Genomic DNA, 17,929 nt, shown 5'->3' on the forward strand with positions numbered 1-17,929 from the left:
AGGGCAGCTACCCTCTGATGCCGAGGTTATTATCGCCCTGAAGTTTCGGTCAGTAATCGATGCGATTCCAGATGATATCAAGGAGCGACATTTCAGTGGAACCGGTGGAGGCGCCACGTCGGGCAAAGACGCGGTAGTTACCCCTCAAGAACGGTCAGACTAAGACATCAATCTCCGCGAGGATGTCACGCGAAGATCGGCCGACGAAGAGCACGTTCTCCCCCGTCGCGAGGGTCCAGCCAGCTTGCTCGTCGTAGTACTCGAAGTCCGAGCGCTCGACTGACACTGTCAGCGTCCGTTGTTCGCCCACCTCAAGCGTCGTTGCCTCAAACCCAACCAGTTCTCGTTTCGGCGTTGGAACCGGAGCAGCGGCCTTCTGGGCGTACACTTGCACGACGGCCTTGCCGTGACGGCCCCCCGTATTCTCGACGGGGACTGCCACGGCGAATCCGTCCCTATCTTCGGTCACCGACGGCTGCCCGTATACGAACGATGTATAGGAGAGTCCATGACCGAAGGGGAATGCGGGGCTAATGTCGTGTGCGTCGAAATGTCGGTAGCCCACGAAGATGCCCTCGTCGTACCGGGCCACATCGTCGACTCCGGGGAACGCTGCATCGTCGCTCGTGGGATAGTCGGCTACAGAGCGCCCGAAGGTTGTCGGGAGGCGTCCGCCGGGCTCGGCGTCACCGAAGAGTAGGTCGGCGAGTGCCTCGCCGTCGGCCTGCCCGGGGTACCACGTTTCAAGCACGGCATCGACTGCGTCCAGCCATGGCATTCTGACAGGTCCGCTCGTCCGGAGCACGACGACCGCTCGGTCGGCAACCCTGGCAACCGCCTCAATCAAGTCGTCCTGGTGGCCAGGGAGAGCGAGATCCGGGCGGTCCTGGAATTCCGTCGCGTCGTCCTGGACGACCACGACAGCGCAGTCGGCTGCCGCGGCTGCGTCGACTGCATCGTTGATGCTCGAGTCAGGTCTCTCCTCTTCGGTGCCTGCGGTGAACACCCGCGACTCGGTCACTGACGGGATCCCGCGTTCGAAAGTGATGGAAACGTCTCTGGCGTCAAGGCCATCGACGGGCGAGGTCTGAATAAAAGGCAATACTTCCGAAGAGCCGCCACCTCCCAGTTTAGCGGTATCCGCGTTCGGGCCGATTACCGCAAGCGAGTTGACGTCCTCTAGCGGGAGCGTGTCATCGTTCTGCAGAAGGACTGCACCCTCCGTGGCAATCTCGCGTGCGAGTTCGCGGTGTACTGGTGTGTCGAGTTCACCCTCTGGCCACTCATCGAAACAGCCGATGGAAGCCATGCCCCGCAGGACCCGCCTGACCTTCTCGTCAATGACGGCTTCGTCGAGTTCGCCAGACTCGACGGCCTTCCGGAGGGGCTCACCAAACAACGCCGGAACGTTCGGGACTGGTGGCATTGCTTCGGGAAGGTCGTCAACGTCGGCATCGGCGGGGACGAACTCCTCAAGAGTGATTCCGGGCATTTCGACGTCGAGACCCGCACGGGCTGCCGTGATAGTACTGCGAGTTCCCCACCAGTCTGAGACGACGAATCCGTCGAAGCCCCACTCGTCTTTCAGAATGTTCGAGAGGAGGTACTCGTGGTCGCTCATGTGTGTCCCGTTGACCCGGTTGTAGGCGGTCATCACTGACGTTACGTCCGCCTCTTCGACTGCTGCGCGGAACGCGGGCAGGTAGATCTCGCGTAGTGCTCGCTCGCTGACCGCTGCACTGACCTCATAGCGGTTCGTCTCTTGGTTATTGGCGGCGTAGTGTTTGACCGTTGCGGCGACGTCTTCCGACTCAATGCCATCGATTACGGCGACGCCGGTTCGTGCGGTCAGATAGGGGTCCTCGCTGTAGTACTCGAAGTTACGCCCGCCATGGGGTACCCGGACGATGTTGACCCCCGGTGCTAGGATGACGTCCTGGCCGTGGGCGGCCGTCTCCCTGGCGAGCGCTCGTCCGAACCGTTGGGCGAGGGAGGGTTGCCACGATGCTGCGAGCGCGATCGAGGCGGGGAACGCTGTCGCACGCTCTCCGCTCGCCCGTACGCCGAGCGGTCCGTCGACAAGCGACAGCGGTGGGATGTCGACATGTTCGACGCCCGAAAGGTAGCCCGTCGCCTTCTCGTGCGGGTCGACAGCTCCGTGGACGAGTCGGATCTTCTCATCTAACGTTAGATTTTTTATAATAGTGTCGAGATCTCCGCCCATTATAACAGCGTCCTCCGCGGACACTCTTTACTGTTTCTCCAGGAGTGCGTACGACGAATCAGCTGTAGTCGACACGCGAACATATCTCACCACTGAGCTCTTCGGGAAGGTGGCATTATTGGCGATTTCGACGTATTAGAAAGCGTCTCCCAGTTAGCAGAATTTCGCGGGGCACGAGGCCCCACATACCTTGTAGCCCTTCCCCTAGTTCGGCACGGTTTAGCACCCCTTGAGCTGGCATTCCTCTTTCGAGCGATTGGTGCAATCTCTGATGGCTGGACTAATGGACGAACCATTCTTTGACTGAACAGATAGGGTCCGCGAGACAGGGATACCCAGCGCCGCAGACCGATAGTGGCTGACTTCATTCGTTTCGCAACGCTCGTCCTCTGCGGCTTTGCGGTCGTCTTACTCTCGCGGTGACATGTACTGCTGGGCGTGTTAGGCCTACTCCTCTCGCTCGATGCCGTACGGCTCGCGGGTGAACACGCCCAGTGGTTCGATCTCGAGTATCACTCTGACGACGTCGTCGTCGTACCGATCCGACCAGTTCTCGACGTTCTGGTACCGGCGGCCGAGCGCGTCGATGTGGTCCATCGCCCCTTCCTCGGTGACAGCCGTTACCTCACCGTGGAGTGAGAGGTAGCGGTACGGGACATCTGGATCAATCACACACAACGCGATGTGGGGATCCTGCTGGACATTAGCCATCTTCCGGCGGCCGCGCGCCGTGTTGATGCGGACGTGTTCGCCGTCGTAATCAACCCAAACGACGGTCTGGTGAGGGATGCCGTTGGGGAGAAGGGTCGCAAGGACGCCGTACGACGGCCGCTCAAAGAGGTCTTCGAAATCGGAAGGGATTGACTCCATACTCCTATGTCGCTTGGAAGCGGGAAAAACCATTGTTCCCCTCTCCCTGCACTCATATTGGCCGCCTTATGCACTTCTTTACATTTTCTAATATAATTGATGACATTCTTCTTGACGGTGACGCCTGTTATGCACGGCTTCTAGTCAATAGACGAGCCTGAACAATGGCAGTCAGAAATGACGGATATCTTGAAGAACGCTACGCTTTTCGGCGTTACACTGGTTTTCGTAGCAGTCAGCGGTACCGAACGGTCATACGCACACAATATAGGATTCTAAGGTGACGAATGTGACTAGCTAATCTACTCTACACGGACTCTCGCTAGAGACACGTATCGGACGAATTGCACTTCGTGTCATCAACCCCGAAGTGATGGCCCGGTTCTGTCGGAACGTCGTAGACTCGGGGTTCTGCGCCACACCGACACAAGTTCGGTTCTCAGTGTTGAGGATACCCCACTGCTCGACTTAGAGGGATATAAAAATTCACTCGGAGGGGACACATAGGGTTCGGAACTCTTTCACAACGCGTTCAGGGTCACATCTCGTGAGGCATTGGGTAATGCGCTGGCCCGAATATGGACCCACTGGCAACTCGCCAGCGCGTCCAATTACGGCGTTAGTGAGACGCTGTATCTGATCTACCCGGTGGTGAACGGAATTGAAATCTATCGTAATTTCCCACGTGAGGAATGGCCTTGCGCCGGCGATGGGTGCGTTCTGATGGAGACGTATCCGCTCTATTATTATGATTCAGCCCGGATAATGCATATGGATTTGGATATCCAGGGTAACGCGGCTCTCGTATCGGCATCAAGCAGCGGACTCGGAAAAGCGGCCGCGATGGCCCTCGCCCGAGAAGGCGCGAACGTCGTCGTCAATGGTCGAGACGAAGATCGACTTGAGCGAGCAGTAGCTGATATCCGCGATGAGGCAACCGGCGAGGTAATCGGCCGATCGGCCGATCTAACCAATCGAGTCGACATCGAGACGCTCGTCCAGGAGACTGTAGACGAGTTCGGTGGGCTCGACCACCTCGTCACGAACGCGGGTGGGCCACCCAGCAAGCCGTTCCTCGAAACAACCGACGATGAGTGGCAGCAGGCGTATGATCTGCTGGTCATGAGTGTCGTCCACCTTGTGCACGAAGCCGCGGAGCATCTCCAAGCAGGTAATGGGGGGACGATCGTCCACTCGACGTCAAACAGCGTTAAGGAAGCCATCAACAACCTCGTGCTGTCAAATTCGGTCCGGATGAGTGTCATTGGGCTTGAGAAGACGCTCTCAAGGGAGCTGGCACCCGAAGTGCGGGTGAATGCGGTCATGCCGGGAGCCCACGAGACGGACCGGATGGTGTATCTCATTGAGAACTCCGTTGACAAAGGGAAGCACGACAGTTACGAAGCAGGCTACAAGGCCCGGACTGACGATATTCCCCTGGGTAAACTCGGCCCACCGGAGGAGTTTGGGAACATCGTCGCGTTCCTGAGTTCGGAGCGAGCCGCATTCATTAATGGCGAGGCCGTGATGGTAGATGGTGGCGACGCCCGGTCGAACCTATAGGCCCTATGATAGAAGTAGCAAGAGGTCCAGCTGGTGATTCGGATCCACTAACGGATTCACCGTCGTCAACGCCTTGCGAATTCTTGTCGGACGGTTCTGTACGATGCAACTCGACGATCCCGGTTCGGACGTGATCAAGGTCGAACGCCCCGGTACCGAAGACCAGACGCTGGGCTGACACCCGCCCAGATACGGCTGTAGCGACGAGAGCGCTTGGCCGAAGAGTAGAATTGACCCTCACGGAGTCAAAAGCGTTGGGCGATGACCGTTTGAGAACGAATTGAGGTTATTTCGGTCGTCCTCAATCCGTCACATAGTCGAGTATCTCCTTGAGTCGGCTCTTGGCGAGTTCCTCTATGAGGAGGTGAGTCCGAGGATCTTGTCTTCACTGAGCTCTTCAGCAAGCGCCTCGACTTCGTCTGCCGTAATAGTGCATGCGAGACTCGCCATCGTCTCGTCGATCTCTCCAATTCGCTCAGCGGTGTCCTAGCCTGGTGAGATCGTCAGCAGTCGATTGACGAACTCACCGTCTCATGTCTAAATCTTTCCTCGGCCGAATCATAGCTACTGTATCGTTTGGAGGTAAGAATCACACAGAGCGGCTCAACTCCCACATCGGGACGGGATGATGGGACCGGTTCCGACGGCCTACCCGTTGAGTCTCACCATGACTTTGATTTCTTCTCGCTCGTCCATTGCTTGATAACCCTCAGGAACACTGTCAAGATCGACGGTCTTCGTGAAGATGGGCGACGGATCGAGGGTTCCCTGGAGAACATTTTCCATGAGTTCCTCGGCATACGCCCGTACGGGCGCAGGGCCACCAGTGAGCGATGCATTGCTGAAGAACAGCGGTTCGAGGAATGTTGGGTCTTCAACGTGTGGGACACCGACGTACCCGATGTTACCACCAGGGCGGATTACGCCGGCAGCGGTCTCCAGTGAGGACTCTGCACCAACGCATTCGAGGACGTGATTCGCACTGCTGTCGTCACTCTCGAGATTATTACTCCTTCCAGTCATCAATTCCGTGAGCAAAATGTAGGAATAAACTCTGGAGTAGTTTCTAAAAGTTTATCTACTAGATCATGAATTCCCAAGTAGACATGATACAGTGCAGTCATTGCCAGACAGAACTCGAAAACAAGGAGAGGCTCTACATAGAACGGAAGGCCTTCAGAGGTGCTCACAGAGTCGGTGACTTTTGCAGTTACTCGTGTGGGGGCGCCTACATCGAGGAGGAAAACCTGAACAATGTCAAGCTGAACCAACCAATATTATAGAGGATATCCAGTATGGTAGAAAGAATTGGAGAACGGTCAGTACCAGCTGCGGTGACTATTGAGTGTGTTTGGTGCGGTGACGAGATCGACCATGACGGTCTGGTCCAAGTTACCGACAACGAGCCCGCTTGTTCAGAGTGTATTCGAGAACGGATCTGGTCTGAGATGAACCGTAACCAAGAATAGGCAGATCTTCCAACTCTCTGGATAACGTAGCTGCAACTCACGTTCTCTTTCAAGTGAGTTCAAGACCGTGCCCGCTGGCCGTAGAGTTGCGCTAACGTATTATAGACGCCCTTCTATCGATGTCTTCGTGCAAGCACATCACTTGCACTCTAAGACCAGAAATCGAGGAAGGCCTGTTCGTTCAAGGATCCTTCTGGCTGTACAGTGAAGCAAAGTTGTGATTTTCGGTAGAATTCTAGTGAAAAATAAATTGAGCAGTCTGATTTGCGACGAGACCACCGAAAAACGAAAAGAGTATCTATGAAACGCTTCGAACAGAACTACGGGCTCTGGAAAACCCCCTTACGGTCACTTGAGCAATTGTCCGGGATGTTTTGGTAGCTATCTACTTCCACTGAACGCCACCTGCTTGTGAAAATCCGATCACTGTCATGCGTAGACAGTACGAATTTAAGGAGTAGCCTATTCACTGACGATTACTTATCGACACCTTCAGGCCCTGAATGCAATGCCTGGTCGATGAGCGTGTCTAACGCTCGCCGCATTCGGCGTCCGAGCGCTGACGAGGAAACCGTCGAAGAGTATCATACAACCGTGATGGATGCATGGGAAGAGTGCGTCCGCACGAGTCTCGTCGACGAAGTCCTCCTGCTCTCCGATTCAGAACACGAAACGGAAGTATGGGCATCCGTTCGTTACGAAGGAAGCAACTGAGTCTTTTAAAAGAAGGGTTCCCGACCAAACCGGCGCTCGCTTTCGAACGCTTGCTAACTCAACGCACGGAGGCGGAGGCGAAGTCCATGTCTTCGGTTAGTGGGCAATGCGGTCGGCTCGTCGATCGAGAAGGCGCTCACCGTCTCTATGGGAAGCACTCGATAGCTCACCGAGAAATTCGGAGTAATCGCCGCTCAGCGAGGCGTACACGTCGAGCGCACGAACGAGGTGCTCCCACGAACCCCGCTGTGTCACACTCGAAGAATCAGCCAAGAACTACGGAGTCTCCTCGTCTGCGTTCGGCCGACGGATACGGCGAGGACTATATACCCTCGTCGACGGGATGCTTCGTGCAGAGTCCGAAGGTCTCGATCGTCGATAGTCGTAGAGGGGAGGTCACTTAAAGCCGCAGATGCTGACTGCGGAGACTCACAATGATGTAGCCCCCAGTACTGAGTAGATGTCAAGCACAGCTTCCCACGTCAAGTACACAACCAGTGAGGACGAGCTGATGAGCCAAACGGTCATAAACGCTGTTTCGGAGGTGATCGGCTGTGATCCGATCGAGTTGGATCCCGTCTACGAATATATCGACCCCGACGCGTTAGATGCCGTTTTCAGTTCCCCCTCGAGTATCGGCGAGAACCAGGACGACATCTACCTGGAGTTCGCCTATATGACGTATCGTGTGACGGTGACCACCGACCACGTTCACGTCTACAGTCAGGACGAAGAATAGGAAATTAGGTTTTAAACTAGTGTCGTCTTATGCTGAACGACAATTCGATTGACGACGTTGAATCACTTCGTTCTGCTCTCCGAGAGGTTCTAAAAGAAGCAGAAACGAACGATATCGAAGTAGAAGGCAGTTTTAGGATCGAAGCGCCGGTTGATCAGAATTGGGAAATTCAAATTTGGCAAGTTGAATAATCGCTGGCCCGGAACCTCTCTAAGCCAGATAACGATGCACTATCATGCTGAGTGCAACTCGAGTAACTCCAGAACCCGTTTTGGCCAGACGCCTTGCAATTAGGTATTGAATGGGAGGTTCCCTAAGAAATCGTCACTTTGATAGTCGAGATGATCCAGCCGCGGACCGAGCAGTTCTCGAACGAGGAGCATCAGGGGATTGGTGTCTCCTTGTCCGACCAATGCGATTTCCGTCCTCGTCCCGTCGCCATCTTCGTCCCAGAGACCGATCACAACCTTCTTACGATCAACAACTATTAACCGACTGATCCTGGGGCAGTTCGACTGATCGTACATCCAGTCCATCTGTGGGTCCCATATCGTAGCATCTGGGAGATATTCTCGGAAGAATTCTCGGGCGTCCCATTACTTGAATCGATTTCGTCGTACTCAGTATCTGTCCCGTCATATGCTCTTCGAGATCTCTTCCGTTTAGTTCCTCCGCTCGCGTTACAGCGCTCCGTCCGATACGGTATTGCGGTTCACGAATCGTGTTCGGTAAACGCATCACCGGCGTCTTTGGCCATCTCTTTCGCTTCGATATGAGAGTAGGATTTTCGCACGACTGCTTCGCTATTGTCCAAGAGCCGAGCAGCAGCAGTAAAACCGCGTTGCCGGACCATCACTTCGCCAGCTCCACGTCTGCCACCGTGTGGGGCGAGATACCCGTGTTTCCCCTCGAGTTCGAGATCTGCGTCCTCACAAAGCCGTCGCATGATCCGACGAGCGCCATCAGTGTTGATCGAGGGAGGTGCCAGCTCGTACTCTCGAAGGGACTTGAACACCTCGAGTTGGCCAGTGAGATCATCGACGAACGTCTCGGTTTTTCCTTCTGACCACCCGTGTTCGTTCCGGAGTCCCGTTCGAAGGGTCTCGTAGAGCGTTGGAAGGTGAAACGTCGGAAATACCGGCCAGTCATCGGCAGCGGGACTGAGCAAACCTTTGTATCGTCGCATAGGATTTATCGCCTGCTCAGTCAGCGAACGATCAGACCAGTCTTGTTTCTTCGAGAGGACGGTCATCTTCCGGTCCTCGAACGAGACGTCATCCCACCGCAGCCCAGTACGGCGATCGTCTTTCGGATCAGCGAAGATTTCGCCGCCACGCACACCGGAGTAGCACAGGACGTAGACGAGCGCTCGGTCACGGAACTCTTTGATCGCACCCAGCCCTTTCTCGTCGGCAGCATCGTGAGCGCGTGTATCGACGTAACGGGTTATCAACAGCCGGTGTTCGTCAGTCCAGGCCTGCTGATCCCCGGATCTACGTCCATCGTTTTCCGGAAGAGGTTCCTTCGCGACGTTTCGCTGTGCGTAGTTCGCCTCGAGGAGCCCTTCCCGAACGCACCAGCCGACGTAGGCACTGACCTGTGCATAATACGTCTGAACCGTTCCTGGAGCGAGATCACGTCCAGTGAGCTCACGGGCGTACCGTCGGAACGTACGTTCGTCCAGGTCGTCGAACGCTTCCCCCGACTGGGGATCTGCCTCGAGCCACTCGAGGAAGTCCTCGACGCAGCGCTCGAGGTTTCGCCGGTAGTTCCCGCTTCCCTCGCCACCCTTCGATTTCGATCGAAGGAACTCCTCGAGCGGGTCGGCGACCGACGTCGATTCGGATTTCACGTTCGATCACCCTCGAGACCCGGATTCCTGCTGGGTACCATCGTTCGTGATTCACAGAGGGAGTGGACACTCATAAAACTACACTTGATTATTCAGGTAATCAAGTGTATTGAGCCCAGTACTTCATCTGCTGATATTCGATGTCTGGGAGACGTAAACGGGAGAATTCCAAGTTATAAATCATATATGGCTATATCGAATCTTTTCCCGGCATATCCGAATCGACGGCCAGCAATACTGGCTGTACGCTGCGATCACTCCCGATTCGAACGAGTTCCTGTATCTGCAGCTGTTTCCGACGACAACGACGGCATTAACTGAACTGTTTCTGCAGGAATTCCGCGAGAAACATAATATGGAAGATGTCGTATTTCTGGCCGATTACGCCCAGTATCTCAAAATAGCCTTGTAGCGAGTTGGGCACCGATTCCAGACGGTTCGCTATGGGAATCGGAACGCTGTTGAACATATATTTAGAGACATGAAAAGTAGAACTTCGTCGCTTAGAAATAGCTTCAGTTCTGTCGACCTCACATGTTGAAGACGTGCTAAGCGTGCGAGATAGAAGCGTCTTCGAATCGCGTGGAGCGTGGATTGTATGTCTATGATGAGCGCGGGGTGGTAGCGAACGCGGATCTGAGCTCGACGGAGAACATGCAAGCAACGGTAACTCTGCGTCCTGCGGAGCACAGAAGTAACTTATCTGGAGTAGAACGCTTCCTGAAGTGGTTCCACCTCCACTATCTCATCTTGCACTATAACCTCAAAGCCCGCGTATTGGAATCGGACTTGGCTGCTTGTTTCGGACCTATCGAACAGTGTATTCAATGCGTCTGGATTTATCGCCTCGCGTAGTGGAGGGAGGTCCAGTGGATCGCTGTCGGTTGCTTCTGCCACGGCTTTGATTACAGCATTTACTGGTGGCTTATTGTTATCGATCAAGGCCGTTGTCATCACTTGATAGTTGAACGTCGGTGTCTGTCTTTCATCGGCCTCACCCTCTCCGGAGTTTATATAGTCTCGCCTTTGGCTAACGTATGGAGAAGCAGTACTTCCTAGCCACTCGTGTAGTGAGCATGTGATAATAACTACTATCAGGTAGCCAGAACTGAACACTGCAACAGTAGGTTCGCAAATCTACATACCGAATCGTCGTTCTTCTCAGAAGGCAGTTCCGGTCAGAACACCGTGTTCAGTATGGGGTCTGCAGGTATCACTGATCAATCGTCTGGATGGGATGCCGTTTAAACACCGTAGAAGGTGAGCGGGGCAACTCACAGGCGCATAGTGCTCAATAGAGAGTATGATTAACCAATTACCACCCGTCTCTCAATCGTCGACTGTACTCTCTGTGGAACAGGATTGGAGACAAATAACGTCATGGCATGGTGTTCAGCACTCTTCCATCGCTGTTGCTACGAAGTCGGGGGGTTGGCTGTGATTGGCGACGATATTGGGGTTGGAATCATCGGCCTCGGCGGCATGGGAAATTTCCACGCGCGAAGTATTCGCGACCTCGGCGCTGACATCGTCGCGGGCGTGGATCTCGTTCCAGAGCAACGCGATCGATTCGCCGACGAGTTCGGCGCACGGACCTACGAAACCCACGAGGCCCTCATCGAAGACGACGCTGTCGACGCCGTCATCGTGACGACGCCCAACCGGTTCCACGAGGCAATCGCCGTCGCAGCTCTCGAGGCGGGACTGGACGTCCTCATCGAAAAGCCCCTCGCACACACTCTCGAAAGCGCAGAACGGATCGCCGCTGCGGCGGCACGTTCGGACGGCATCTGTATAGTCGGCTTTCACAACCGTCAGGCCGCGTCGATGGCCATGTTCGACGAACAACTCGCGCGCAATCGTTTCGGCGACCTGACCCACGTCGAGGCCAACTACGTCCGCCGGCGCGGCGTTCCCGGCCCCGGCTCGTGGTTCACCGATCCCGAACTCGCGGGCGGCGGTGCCTTGCTCGACATCGGCGTCCACGCGCTCGACCTCGCACTCTACGCGCTCGACTTCCCTGAGATCGTCGAAGTAAGCGGCGTCTTGCGGACGACCTTTGGAACCACTGAAGAGTACGCTGATCCCGATGGATTCGGCGACAACTGGGACGCCGAGGCGGAGACCTACGAGGTCGACGACTCCGTCAGCGCCTTCATCCGCTGTGCGGACGGCCAAACCATCTCGCTTGAGGCCGCGTGGGCGACCAACCGCGAGGAGAGCATGGATTTCCGCGTGCGCGGCACCGAGGCGGGCGCCCAGTTCGACATCGGCGACACCGACCTGCGGATCCTCGAGGCCGGAACGGCCGGCTGCGATCACTACACCAACGTCGACATGACCGGTGACGCCGCGGTGACCGGTTACGGCGAACAGGACGAACAGTTCCTCGCAGCCGTCGCTGCGGGCGCGACGCCGGAGACGAATACCGTCGAGGAGACCCTGACCGTCCAGCGCGTGATCGACGCGATTTACCGCTCAAGCGAGACGGGTCGTGTGATCCAGCTCAAAGAGTCCCCACCGGTGGAGCCCCGACTCGAGCAGGCGGCACAACTCGACTGATTGGGGTTGAATACGACTAGTGGATGTCGTCAGCACAGACCAACGAATCCTAGAATTAACCGGTGTCCGTTGCAGTTGTTCAAGTTATCGCTGCCATTGCAGACCAGAATTTAGAAGCCAGAAACGAGAATGAAGAAGATACTGGACTCAAACCACTCTACAACACGGTTAATACAGATATCATAAATGAGTCATTCCATGATGTGGCAGATGGATCTTAGCCTGTAGGCAAAGTAGCATTCGTACACTGTGGATATGAGGTGGTTGTCGAGAGCTCTAGTGAAATAGTATTGATACTATCCCCCAACTGGAGAATATCTACTCAGCACTAAATATTTCATACCTGTGAATCTCTACCCCAACTTTCTACTTATCTGAATACATGTCTCCTCAGATGACGATCAATCATCGAAATCTTCGGGCTCTGAACGAATCGTGTGTTCAATAAGTGTATCCAGTCCCCGCCGCATCCGCCGGCCGAGCGCAGACGAAGAGATCTCGAACTCCTCAGCCAACTCTTCGAGTGTGGTATTACGTGGCTCGTTAAAGTAGCCTTGCTCGTGCGCTCGAACGAGTACGTCGCGCTGAGCAGCGGTCAATTCGAACTGGTCAGCCGGATCGTCCAGCTCTTCTCGATAGAGACGGTGAAGGTGGAACTGTATTCCTTTTTTTTGGCAGACATCACGGACGTCCCTTAGGGTATCGAGAGAGGGGATACGAGCACGAAAGTAAGACTCCTCATGTGTGGTCGTAACGTCAAGAAATCCAACATCAGACTCAGCAGCCTTGGGATAGAGCAGATCCGGGACGGTTTCTTTGGGGTGAGTCACACGATACAAGCGCCGGTCGTCTATTTCTGTAAGGCAAGCGTAATCTTTGACTGTGGAACTTGCCTGTAGGCTCGATTCGAAAGCATCGAAATTATCACCCGAAGCCCAGAAAACGCGTATCCCTTCACCCGCTGGTGTCATATGTACGTCCTCGTTGTACAACACCATCTCTGGGACCGATTCGAGCGGTTCCTGAACCAATGGAGAGATAATGCTAAACTCGGCGATCAAACTCATTCTTCTTCCCTTCTATACGAAGCGCACGACGTTGGTGCATTGATTGGGTCAGACAGGGCGATGATAGTCTCTGTCCACGAATAGTACTCTCCAAACCGATAACACGCATTAGTTCACCATTTAGCGGATATTCTCTTATCATCGGTTCACTCGAGACACTATTACGCACCGGAGGTATTGAATCCCCTCTGATCCCATTATCTGGACTACAACAACGAAGATGACGATTTGAAACTACGATCGAGTAGCACCCGAATGAGTCTTGCAATCTCCTCAAACACTGTCTATTTGGACCAGTTTGAGAACATTGTTTTGTTGGTTCCTTTGCTGGATTGGTTCATATTTCACTAATCAAAAAATATATTTACGCCCCCATGAATAAGGCAGTATGCACCGGGACTGAGCCGGTGTATACCCAGATTCGCATGTATGATCACACGGTCAGTCACTATCGAAGAGATCGATGACCTGTTCCTGATGTGGAACGACCACATCAACGGCTCTGCCCTCTATCGTCGCGCACTCCGCGAGGAGATGGACGTTCGAGGTATCGATCCTGATGAACTCCGTGACCTCTTCGAGCGGGCCCGCGAGCAGGGCTATATACTCGAAGAGATCGCTGAAAACACTAACCGATTCGCCGATCTCCAGTCGCTCGTGGGGGATCAGCAATACCAGCCTACGGCCGGAGATACCACTGATGAGTAACTCGCTATGTCCCAGGATATCAACTCCTCCGAACCCGAACGTAGCACCGAAGCGGAGCCAACAACGACGAGTAGAATCCCGAAACAAGCCGCACTCACCATCGTCCTCCTGAGTCTGTTTGCCGTACAGACTGTCGCAGCACAGAGTAACGCAGTCTGTAGTGCGGATAACCTACCCAGCATGATTGAGGGTTTCTTCCAGCTAACCACTGCACTGGGAATCGTCGGCCTCGCCATTGTCTGGCAGGCAGACTCCCTTATCGAGATGTTTACCCTCAATCCGGAGCAGAAGAAGGGGCTCAAGCGTCACAAGCGCTCGGCGATGAAATCCGCAGTCATCCTCGTCGTTCTCGGCCCACTGTACACCGTCGCCGGGTCGATGATGAGCCTTCCGCTGGCACAGTGCGTCGACCTCGTCCCTTGGTAGCCACCCAGCTATCGTCATGATCCCCATGTCCCACCGAAAACTCTCCGTGTTCATGGCTGCCGTGCTCGTGACAAGTATAGTAACGGGTATTGTCACAGCCGATCCGCCGCGGCCGGGCACGGAGGGGAACGGGCTCACTGAAAACGAGTCTGCATCGCTGTGGTCGCACGATGCGGACAACTATATCTCCCAAAAAGAGTACCGCCAGCAATACGGCGAGCCCCGCTCCGCCGTCCACCAAGTCGCTAATGGGACAGATGTTACGTTCAAACGGCCGCCGGAAATCGCTGCAACGTGGACGCGAAACGACTTCGAGGACCTCGACGCCGGCAACGCAGACACCTCCGTACATCCGCCACACGCGGACCTCGAGGACGGCGTCTTCATCGAGGACGCTCATACCACGATCTTCGCTGTCCACCCCTCCACACGAGGACACCTCGAGTCCAGCGAGGCGCCGCTCTATATCGCACCGAACGGAACGATTCGGGGTTTCATCGACTATCGTGTTCGAGTCCCCAACGGAAATTCCTCTGAGAACGCGACTACTGAGTGGTCGCTTACGGAGCACGAGATCGAAGAAATCCGATTGAAGAACGATCAAGAGGTCATCGCAGAGCAGGATAGATCCCATACGCCGACTCTCAACTACCAGATCGAGGACGCCTGGAGTGCGACTCTCACGCTTGAAGCGGATATTAACGTCCGTCTGAAGAAGACTACCCAGATTGGACGAGACAATCAAACAGACGTCACCGTCACCTACCAGACGGAATCGCGTACCGTCTCGGATTCAATCGACGTCGAGATCTATGACTTCTCGGCATCCACCTATTATGCCGAGTATCCCAACGGGGATTCCGGCGTTGCCACCTTCCAGTCTCGGCCGTGGCAGGGATATACCTTGACTGAGGATGGTGATACGAGGGTTCGTGGAGTCTGGCGGTTCTACACCGCTCGAAACACCAACTGGGATACGCTCGTTCGGTCGAACCGGACGGATAGCGCTACAGTCGGATCCGATGCGATTCCGGTCTACGTCCATGCGTATCCATCACGTATCGGTCCGCGTGCCGAGCCAGTTCGAAACGGCCCGGAACTCATCGATACGTGGGGAATTGACCGCCCATCACCGGTCGGTACCATTGGAGAGAACATCAACATCGACATCGCCAACCAATCGTACACGACGACGTATGGGGTCGCGGTACGTGCCGAAAACGTCGACCGCGAAGCTCTCCAGGTAGCCGGAATCGTCCGAGGGGTGAATGCCTCGATCATCGAGCCAGAGGGAGGATCCCAGCGACAGCTTCGGCGTAGCAACCTCTCCATGGAGGTCATCAAGCAGAATCAATCGCAGGCGACTATCCGGCTTGAACTCCGAGATAATCAGACCGGTACACCGATTAAACTCGACGATAGCCGGCAGTATCCAATCGGTGGAGTCACCCGGAACGGGCACATCACCGTCGCGAATCAGCGTGTCGAAACCAACGCGTCCGGGGTCGCTACCGTGACGATTGATGAACTGGGCATCTACACGGCTCGATATCACCCAGGTCCGTGGCTTAGCCATAATCCCGCATACGTGAGTGACACCGCGACCACTCGCTGGCACCCATTAGGGACGATCGAGGGATGGTTCGCTCTCGTATTCGAGGTTGGCTGGCAGCTCCTCCCGTTCTTCGTGATGTTCTACGCAGGCAAACGACTTCTGCGGATGCTCGGTCCAGAAGACATCTTCCAACGAAACCCATGACACAGAAGAATCCACGAGTCAGTAGGCGAACCGCTCTCCGAACACTCACAGGCGCTGCATTCGTGAACGTTGCTGGCTGCCTGAACAACGATGGAGGCTCTGGAACGCCTGGTAACAGAACTACTTCGCTAGACGGCCAGGGTCCGCTCCAACGCATCGCTGTCGACGGGACAACGCTTGTCGTTGAGCTCTCGGAAGAAGCCGATGTTGATCAGGTCAACCTCATCCAGCCGGACGGAGGGCTGTTCGGACAGCGTGATGTGGTCACAGGTTCCCAACAGGTCTCGTTCGAAATTGGAACAACGTATGTCCCCGGTGAGTATCGTGTACTCGCTTTAGAAGGCGAAGAGACTGTAGGGGAGTCTTCCCTGTCCATCCAGCCTAATCTCAGAATCATGGAAATGGGAATGGGGAAGAATCAGCCTGAAAAGATGTGGAATAGCTCAAGTGACAAAATCACTAAAGAGGCCTTCGTATCTGTCGAAAACCGAGGGAGTGGTCCAGATGCGATCACGCAGTTCCTCTTCGTTGGAGATGTCCCATATCCCTCAGATGAGGAAGGAACGAACTACGCCGACAACGATGAAATCAGTGGCATATACGACCCCGACAGGGATACAGAAGTTGATGAAGTGGTCATAGAACCGGGAGAGAAGCTTACACTGTACAGTTACCGTTCACCGTTTGCGTTCATGCGAGGAGAGGGGACTTCGTGTGAGAGCGAAGAACAAAACGGGAGCTTCGAAGTCATCTTGGAAACACAAGTAGGAGCTGACCGAGTTTCTAAGTCTTACAGTATCCACTACTCTGCGTCAGAAGAGTTCGATAATTGCGAGATCACAATTAGTGAGGACTAACAATGGTGGACCTAATTGATGTCATCCTAGAGGGGTTCAAAGACATCGTAGATTGGGTAATCAGCCTCTTCATGGAGGGGCTGAACACTGGTTATGAAACCCTATCTGAGGAGATGTTTAGAACCCCCACGCCTGAAACGGAGGGTGCATTTGTCTTTGGTGCGCCAACAAACGGACCCTGGCCAGCAATTCGTGATGCGTTGGTCGGGGGGGAAATTCTGCTTATTTCTCTACTTCTTTTGGTAATGTGTGTGCAAGGACGACACACGGTTCGGATATTCAATATTGGAAGTGCCTATGAAGCGAGGCGGACAAAGAAGACCGCTTGGGTTGGTGCATTCCTCATTATCAGTTGGTACTGGGTGAGTGTTCTCGGCCTCTACATCGTCGACGGATTCACTATTGCGTTGATGCCGAGTCTGGACTCCCTAGGTGATGCGATGCTGAATTTCCTCAAAGAGTCACTGACGAACCCCGGACTTGCATTCGTGTTCGCGATTATTGGTGGCCTCTCAATGTGGGCACTTGAGGCCCTATATTACATCCGGGAGGTTTTGCTCTACGTGTATGTCTACGGAATGCCGTTAGCGTTCGCCCTCGCATACGGTAATATTCCAGTCCTTTCCGACATCGCGATGGGATTTTCCAAGCGATTTGTTCCTCTAGCAGTTCTTCCCCTTCCAGCAGCAGTCGTATTCAAAGGATACGATCTGCTCTACTCAGAAGGGGCTCTTTCTCCAAATAGTGCGTTTCTGAAGTACTTAGTTGCTGCTTCATTACCTCTCATCGCGGTCTATCTCACTTGGAAGACCTTCAAATTCGCAACCCCGCTGACCGCTAAGGTCCTTGGAGGTGCGACAAAAGGAGCGGCTCTTGTCGGCGGCGTGGCTGCCGGGGCCTACATCGGCGGCGCTGGCGTCGCGACGACCGCCGCTCGGTGGGGCCCGAAAGCCGCCGCGGGCCACGCTCTTGCCCAGAAGGCTGCTGCTCGAGGCGGGCATACCGGTGAGGGAGGAGACGCACCATCATACCGCCGCACGGAAAACGACCCCGGTGGAGTCACAGCGGAGACAGCGAGTGACAGCCGTGGAATGGACTTTGACCGAGGTATCCACTAAC

General features: G+C 54.9%; 15 protein-coding genes and 3 pseudogenes. 11 read left to right on the forward strand and 7 right to left on the reverse strand.

The genetic code is table 11. The annotated features are described in order from the left end of the window. Window positions 1-154: 154 nt before the first annotated feature. Both LDB05_RS22945 and LDB05_RS22950 read right to left on the reverse strand, forming a co-directional pair. The gene (locus LDB05_RS22945) at window positions 155-2,224 is read right to left on the reverse strand and encodes a beta-glucosidase family protein (protein ID WP_226008395.1); all 2,070 of its coding nucleotides are present in this window, start codon (window positions 2,222-2,224) and stop codon (window positions 155-157) included. Window positions 2,225-2,671: 447 nt separating this feature from the next. After that, on the reverse strand, window positions 2,672-3,094 hold the full coding sequence (locus tag LDB05_RS22950) for a PPOX class F420-dependent oxidoreductase (protein WP_226008396.1): 423 nt from the start codon (window positions 3,092-3,094) through the stop codon (window positions 2,672-2,674). Window positions 3,095-3,865: 771 nt separating this feature from the next. On the opposite strand from LDB05_RS22950, the gene LDB05_RS22955 reads away from it, so the two are divergent. Beyond that, window positions 3,866-4,657: an SDR family oxidoreductase gene (locus LDB05_RS22955; RefSeq protein WP_226008408.1), complete on the forward strand. Its 792-nt coding sequence runs from the start codon at window positions 3,866-3,868 to the stop codon at window positions 4,655-4,657. Window positions 4,658-4,730: 73 nt separating this feature from the next. Beyond that, complete coding sequence (locus tag LDB05_RS22960) at window positions 4,731-4,835, forward strand: hypothetical protein (RefSeq protein WP_250160950.1); 105 nt, start codon at window positions 4,731-4,733, stop codon at window positions 4,833-4,835. 470 nt (window positions 4,836-5,305) lie between these two features. Here the strand turns inward: LDB05_RS22960 and LDB05_RS22965 are convergent. Next, window positions 5,306-5,647: pseudogene (locus LDB05_RS22965) on the reverse strand (zinc-binding dehydrogenase); the annotation flags it as partial. 1,076 nt (window positions 5,648-6,723) lie between these two features. Here LDB05_RS22965 and LDB05_RS23745 point away from each other — a divergent pair. After that, window positions 6,724-6,840: a hypothetical protein gene (locus LDB05_RS23745; protein ID WP_484549604.1), complete on the forward strand. Its 117-nt coding sequence runs from the start codon at window positions 6,724-6,726 to the stop codon at window positions 6,838-6,840. Between the two features lie 460 nt (window positions 6,841-7,300). Beyond that, complete coding sequence (locus LDB05_RS22970; protein ID WP_226008397.1) at window positions 7,301-7,579, forward strand: HalOD1 output domain-containing protein; 279 nt, start codon at window positions 7,301-7,303, stop codon at window positions 7,577-7,579. 290 nt (window positions 7,580-7,869) lie between these two features. Here LDB05_RS22970 and LDB05_RS22975 read toward each other — a convergent pair. Beyond that, a pseudogene (locus LDB05_RS22975) lies at window positions 7,870-8,172 on the reverse strand (DUF7344 domain-containing protein); the annotation flags it as partial. Window positions 8,173-8,291: 119 nt separating this feature from the next. After that, window positions 8,292-9,431 (reverse strand): tyrosine-type recombinase/integrase, encoded by a 1,140-nt coding sequence (locus LDB05_RS22980; protein ID WP_226008398.1) that lies wholly within the window; start codon window positions 9,429-9,431, stop codon window positions 8,292-8,294. A 214-nt stretch (window positions 9,432-9,645) separates the two neighbouring features. Here LDB05_RS22980 and LDB05_RS22985 point away from each other — a divergent pair. Continuing rightward, window positions 9,646-9,972: pseudogene (locus LDB05_RS22985) on the forward strand (transposase domain-containing protein); the annotation flags it as partial. Window positions 9,973-10,130: 158 nt separating this feature from the next. On the opposite strand, the gene ddfA reads toward LDB05_RS22985, so the two are convergent. Continuing rightward, window positions 10,131-10,385: a DdfA family disk-determining factor gene (gene ddfA, locus LDB05_RS22990; RefSeq protein WP_226008399.1), complete on the reverse strand. Its 255-nt coding sequence runs from the start codon at window positions 10,383-10,385 to the stop codon at window positions 10,131-10,133. Between the two features lie 483 nt (window positions 10,386-10,868). On the opposite strand from ddfA, the gene LDB05_RS22995 reads away from it, so the two are divergent. Further along, window positions 10,869-11,993: a Gfo/Idh/MocA family protein gene (locus tag LDB05_RS22995; RefSeq protein WP_226008400.1), complete on the forward strand. Its 1,125-nt coding sequence runs from the start codon at window positions 10,869-10,871 to the stop codon at window positions 11,991-11,993. Between the two features lie 401 nt (window positions 11,994-12,394). Here the strand turns inward: LDB05_RS22995 and LDB05_RS23000 are convergent, their stop codons facing one another. Continuing rightward, a complete protein-coding gene (locus LDB05_RS23000) occupies window positions 12,395-13,060 on the reverse strand; it encodes a helix-turn-helix domain-containing protein (RefSeq protein WP_226008401.1) in 666 nt (221 codons plus the stop codon). A gap of 429 nt (window positions 13,061-13,489) precedes the next feature. On the opposite strand from LDB05_RS23000, the gene LDB05_RS23005 reads away from it, so the two are divergent. From LDB05_RS23005 to LDB05_RS23025, 5 genes are read left to right on the forward strand one after another with little or no spacing between them, the layout of a single operon-like run. After that, window positions 13,490-13,768 carry a hypothetical protein gene (locus LDB05_RS23005; protein ID WP_226008402.1) on the forward strand — a complete coding sequence of 93 codons (279 nt, stop codon included), beginning with the start codon at window positions 13,490-13,492 and terminating at the stop codon, window positions 13,766-13,768. Between the two features lie 6 nt (window positions 13,769-13,774). Next, window positions 13,775-14,194: a DUF7985 family protein gene (locus tag LDB05_RS23010; RefSeq protein ID WP_226008403.1), complete on the forward strand. Its 420-nt coding sequence runs from the start codon at window positions 13,775-13,777 to the stop codon at window positions 14,192-14,194. Window positions 14,195-14,219: 25 nt separating this feature from the next. Continuing rightward, entirely contained in the window at window positions 14,220-15,953 is a 1,734-nt protein-coding gene (locus LDB05_RS23015; protein ID WP_226008404.1) for a DUF8186 domain-containing protein, read from the forward strand. Continuing rightward, window positions 15,950-16,810: a hypothetical protein gene (locus LDB05_RS23020; protein WP_226008405.1), complete on the forward strand. Its 861-nt coding sequence runs from the start codon at window positions 15,950-15,952 to the stop codon at window positions 16,808-16,810. Before LDB05_RS23015 ends, LDB05_RS23020 begins: the two co-directional genes overlap by 4 nt. A 2-nt stretch (window positions 16,811-16,812) precedes the next feature. Continuing rightward, the gene (locus tag LDB05_RS23025) at window positions 16,813-17,928 is read left to right on the forward strand and encodes a TrbL/VirB6 family protein (RefSeq protein WP_226008406.1); all 1,116 of its coding nucleotides are present in this window, start codon (window positions 16,813-16,815) and stop codon (window positions 17,926-17,928) included. The last annotated feature ends 1 nt before the right edge of the window (window position 17,929 follow it).

This window comes from Natrinema salinisoli, assembly GCF_020405205.1.
Lineage (GTDB): Archaea > Halobacteriota > Halobacteria > Halobacteriales > Natrialbaceae > Natrinema > Natrinema salinisoli.

What these genes read in the sequence shown, in the direction of transcription:
- LDB05_RS23020 (WP_226008405.1), top strand. Translation starts at nt 15,950, where the DNA reads ATGACACAGAAGAATCCACGAGTCAGTAGGCGAACCGCTCTCCGAACA.
- LDB05_RS23015 (WP_226008404.1), top strand. Translation starts at nt 14,220, where the DNA reads ATGTCCCACCGAAAACTCTCCGTGTTCATGGCTGCCGTGCTCGTGACA.
- LDB05_RS23000 (WP_226008401.1), bottom strand. Translation starts at nt 13,060, where the DNA reads ATGAGTTTGATCGCCGAGTTTAGCATTATCTCTCCATTGGTTCAGGAA.
- LDB05_RS22955 (WP_226008408.1), top strand. Translation starts at nt 3,866, where the DNA reads ATGGATTTGGATATCCAGGGTAACGCGGCTCTCGTATCGGCATCAAGC.
- LDB05_RS23010 (WP_226008403.1), top strand. Translation starts at nt 13,775, where the DNA reads ATGTCCCAGGATATCAACTCCTCCGAACCCGAACGTAGCACCGAAGCG.
- LDB05_RS22970 (WP_226008397.1), top strand. Translation starts at nt 7,301, where the DNA reads ATGTCAAGCACAGCTTCCCACGTCAAGTACACAACCAGTGAGGACGAG.
- LDB05_RS22945 (WP_226008395.1), bottom strand. Translation starts at nt 2,224, where the DNA reads ATGGGCGGAGATCTCGACACTATTATAAAAAATCTAACGTTAGATGAG.
- ddfA (WP_226008399.1), bottom strand. Translation starts at nt 10,385, where the DNA reads ATGACAACGGCCTTGATCGATAACAATAAGCCACCAGTAAATGCTGTA.
- LDB05_RS23025 (WP_226008406.1), top strand. Translation starts at nt 16,813, where the DNA reads ATGGTGGACCTAATTGATGTCATCCTAGAGGGGTTCAAAGACATCGTA.
- LDB05_RS23005 (WP_226008402.1), top strand. Translation starts at nt 13,490, where the DNA reads ATGATCACACGGTCAGTCACTATCGAAGAGATCGATGACCTGTTCCTG.
- LDB05_RS22950 (WP_226008396.1), bottom strand. Translation starts at nt 3,094, where the DNA reads ATGGAGTCAATCCCTTCCGATTTCGAAGACCTCTTTGAGCGGCCGTCG.
- LDB05_RS23745 (WP_484549604.1), top strand. Translation starts at nt 6,724, where the DNA reads ATGGATGCATGGGAAGAGTGCGTCCGCACGAGTCTCGTCGACGAAGTC.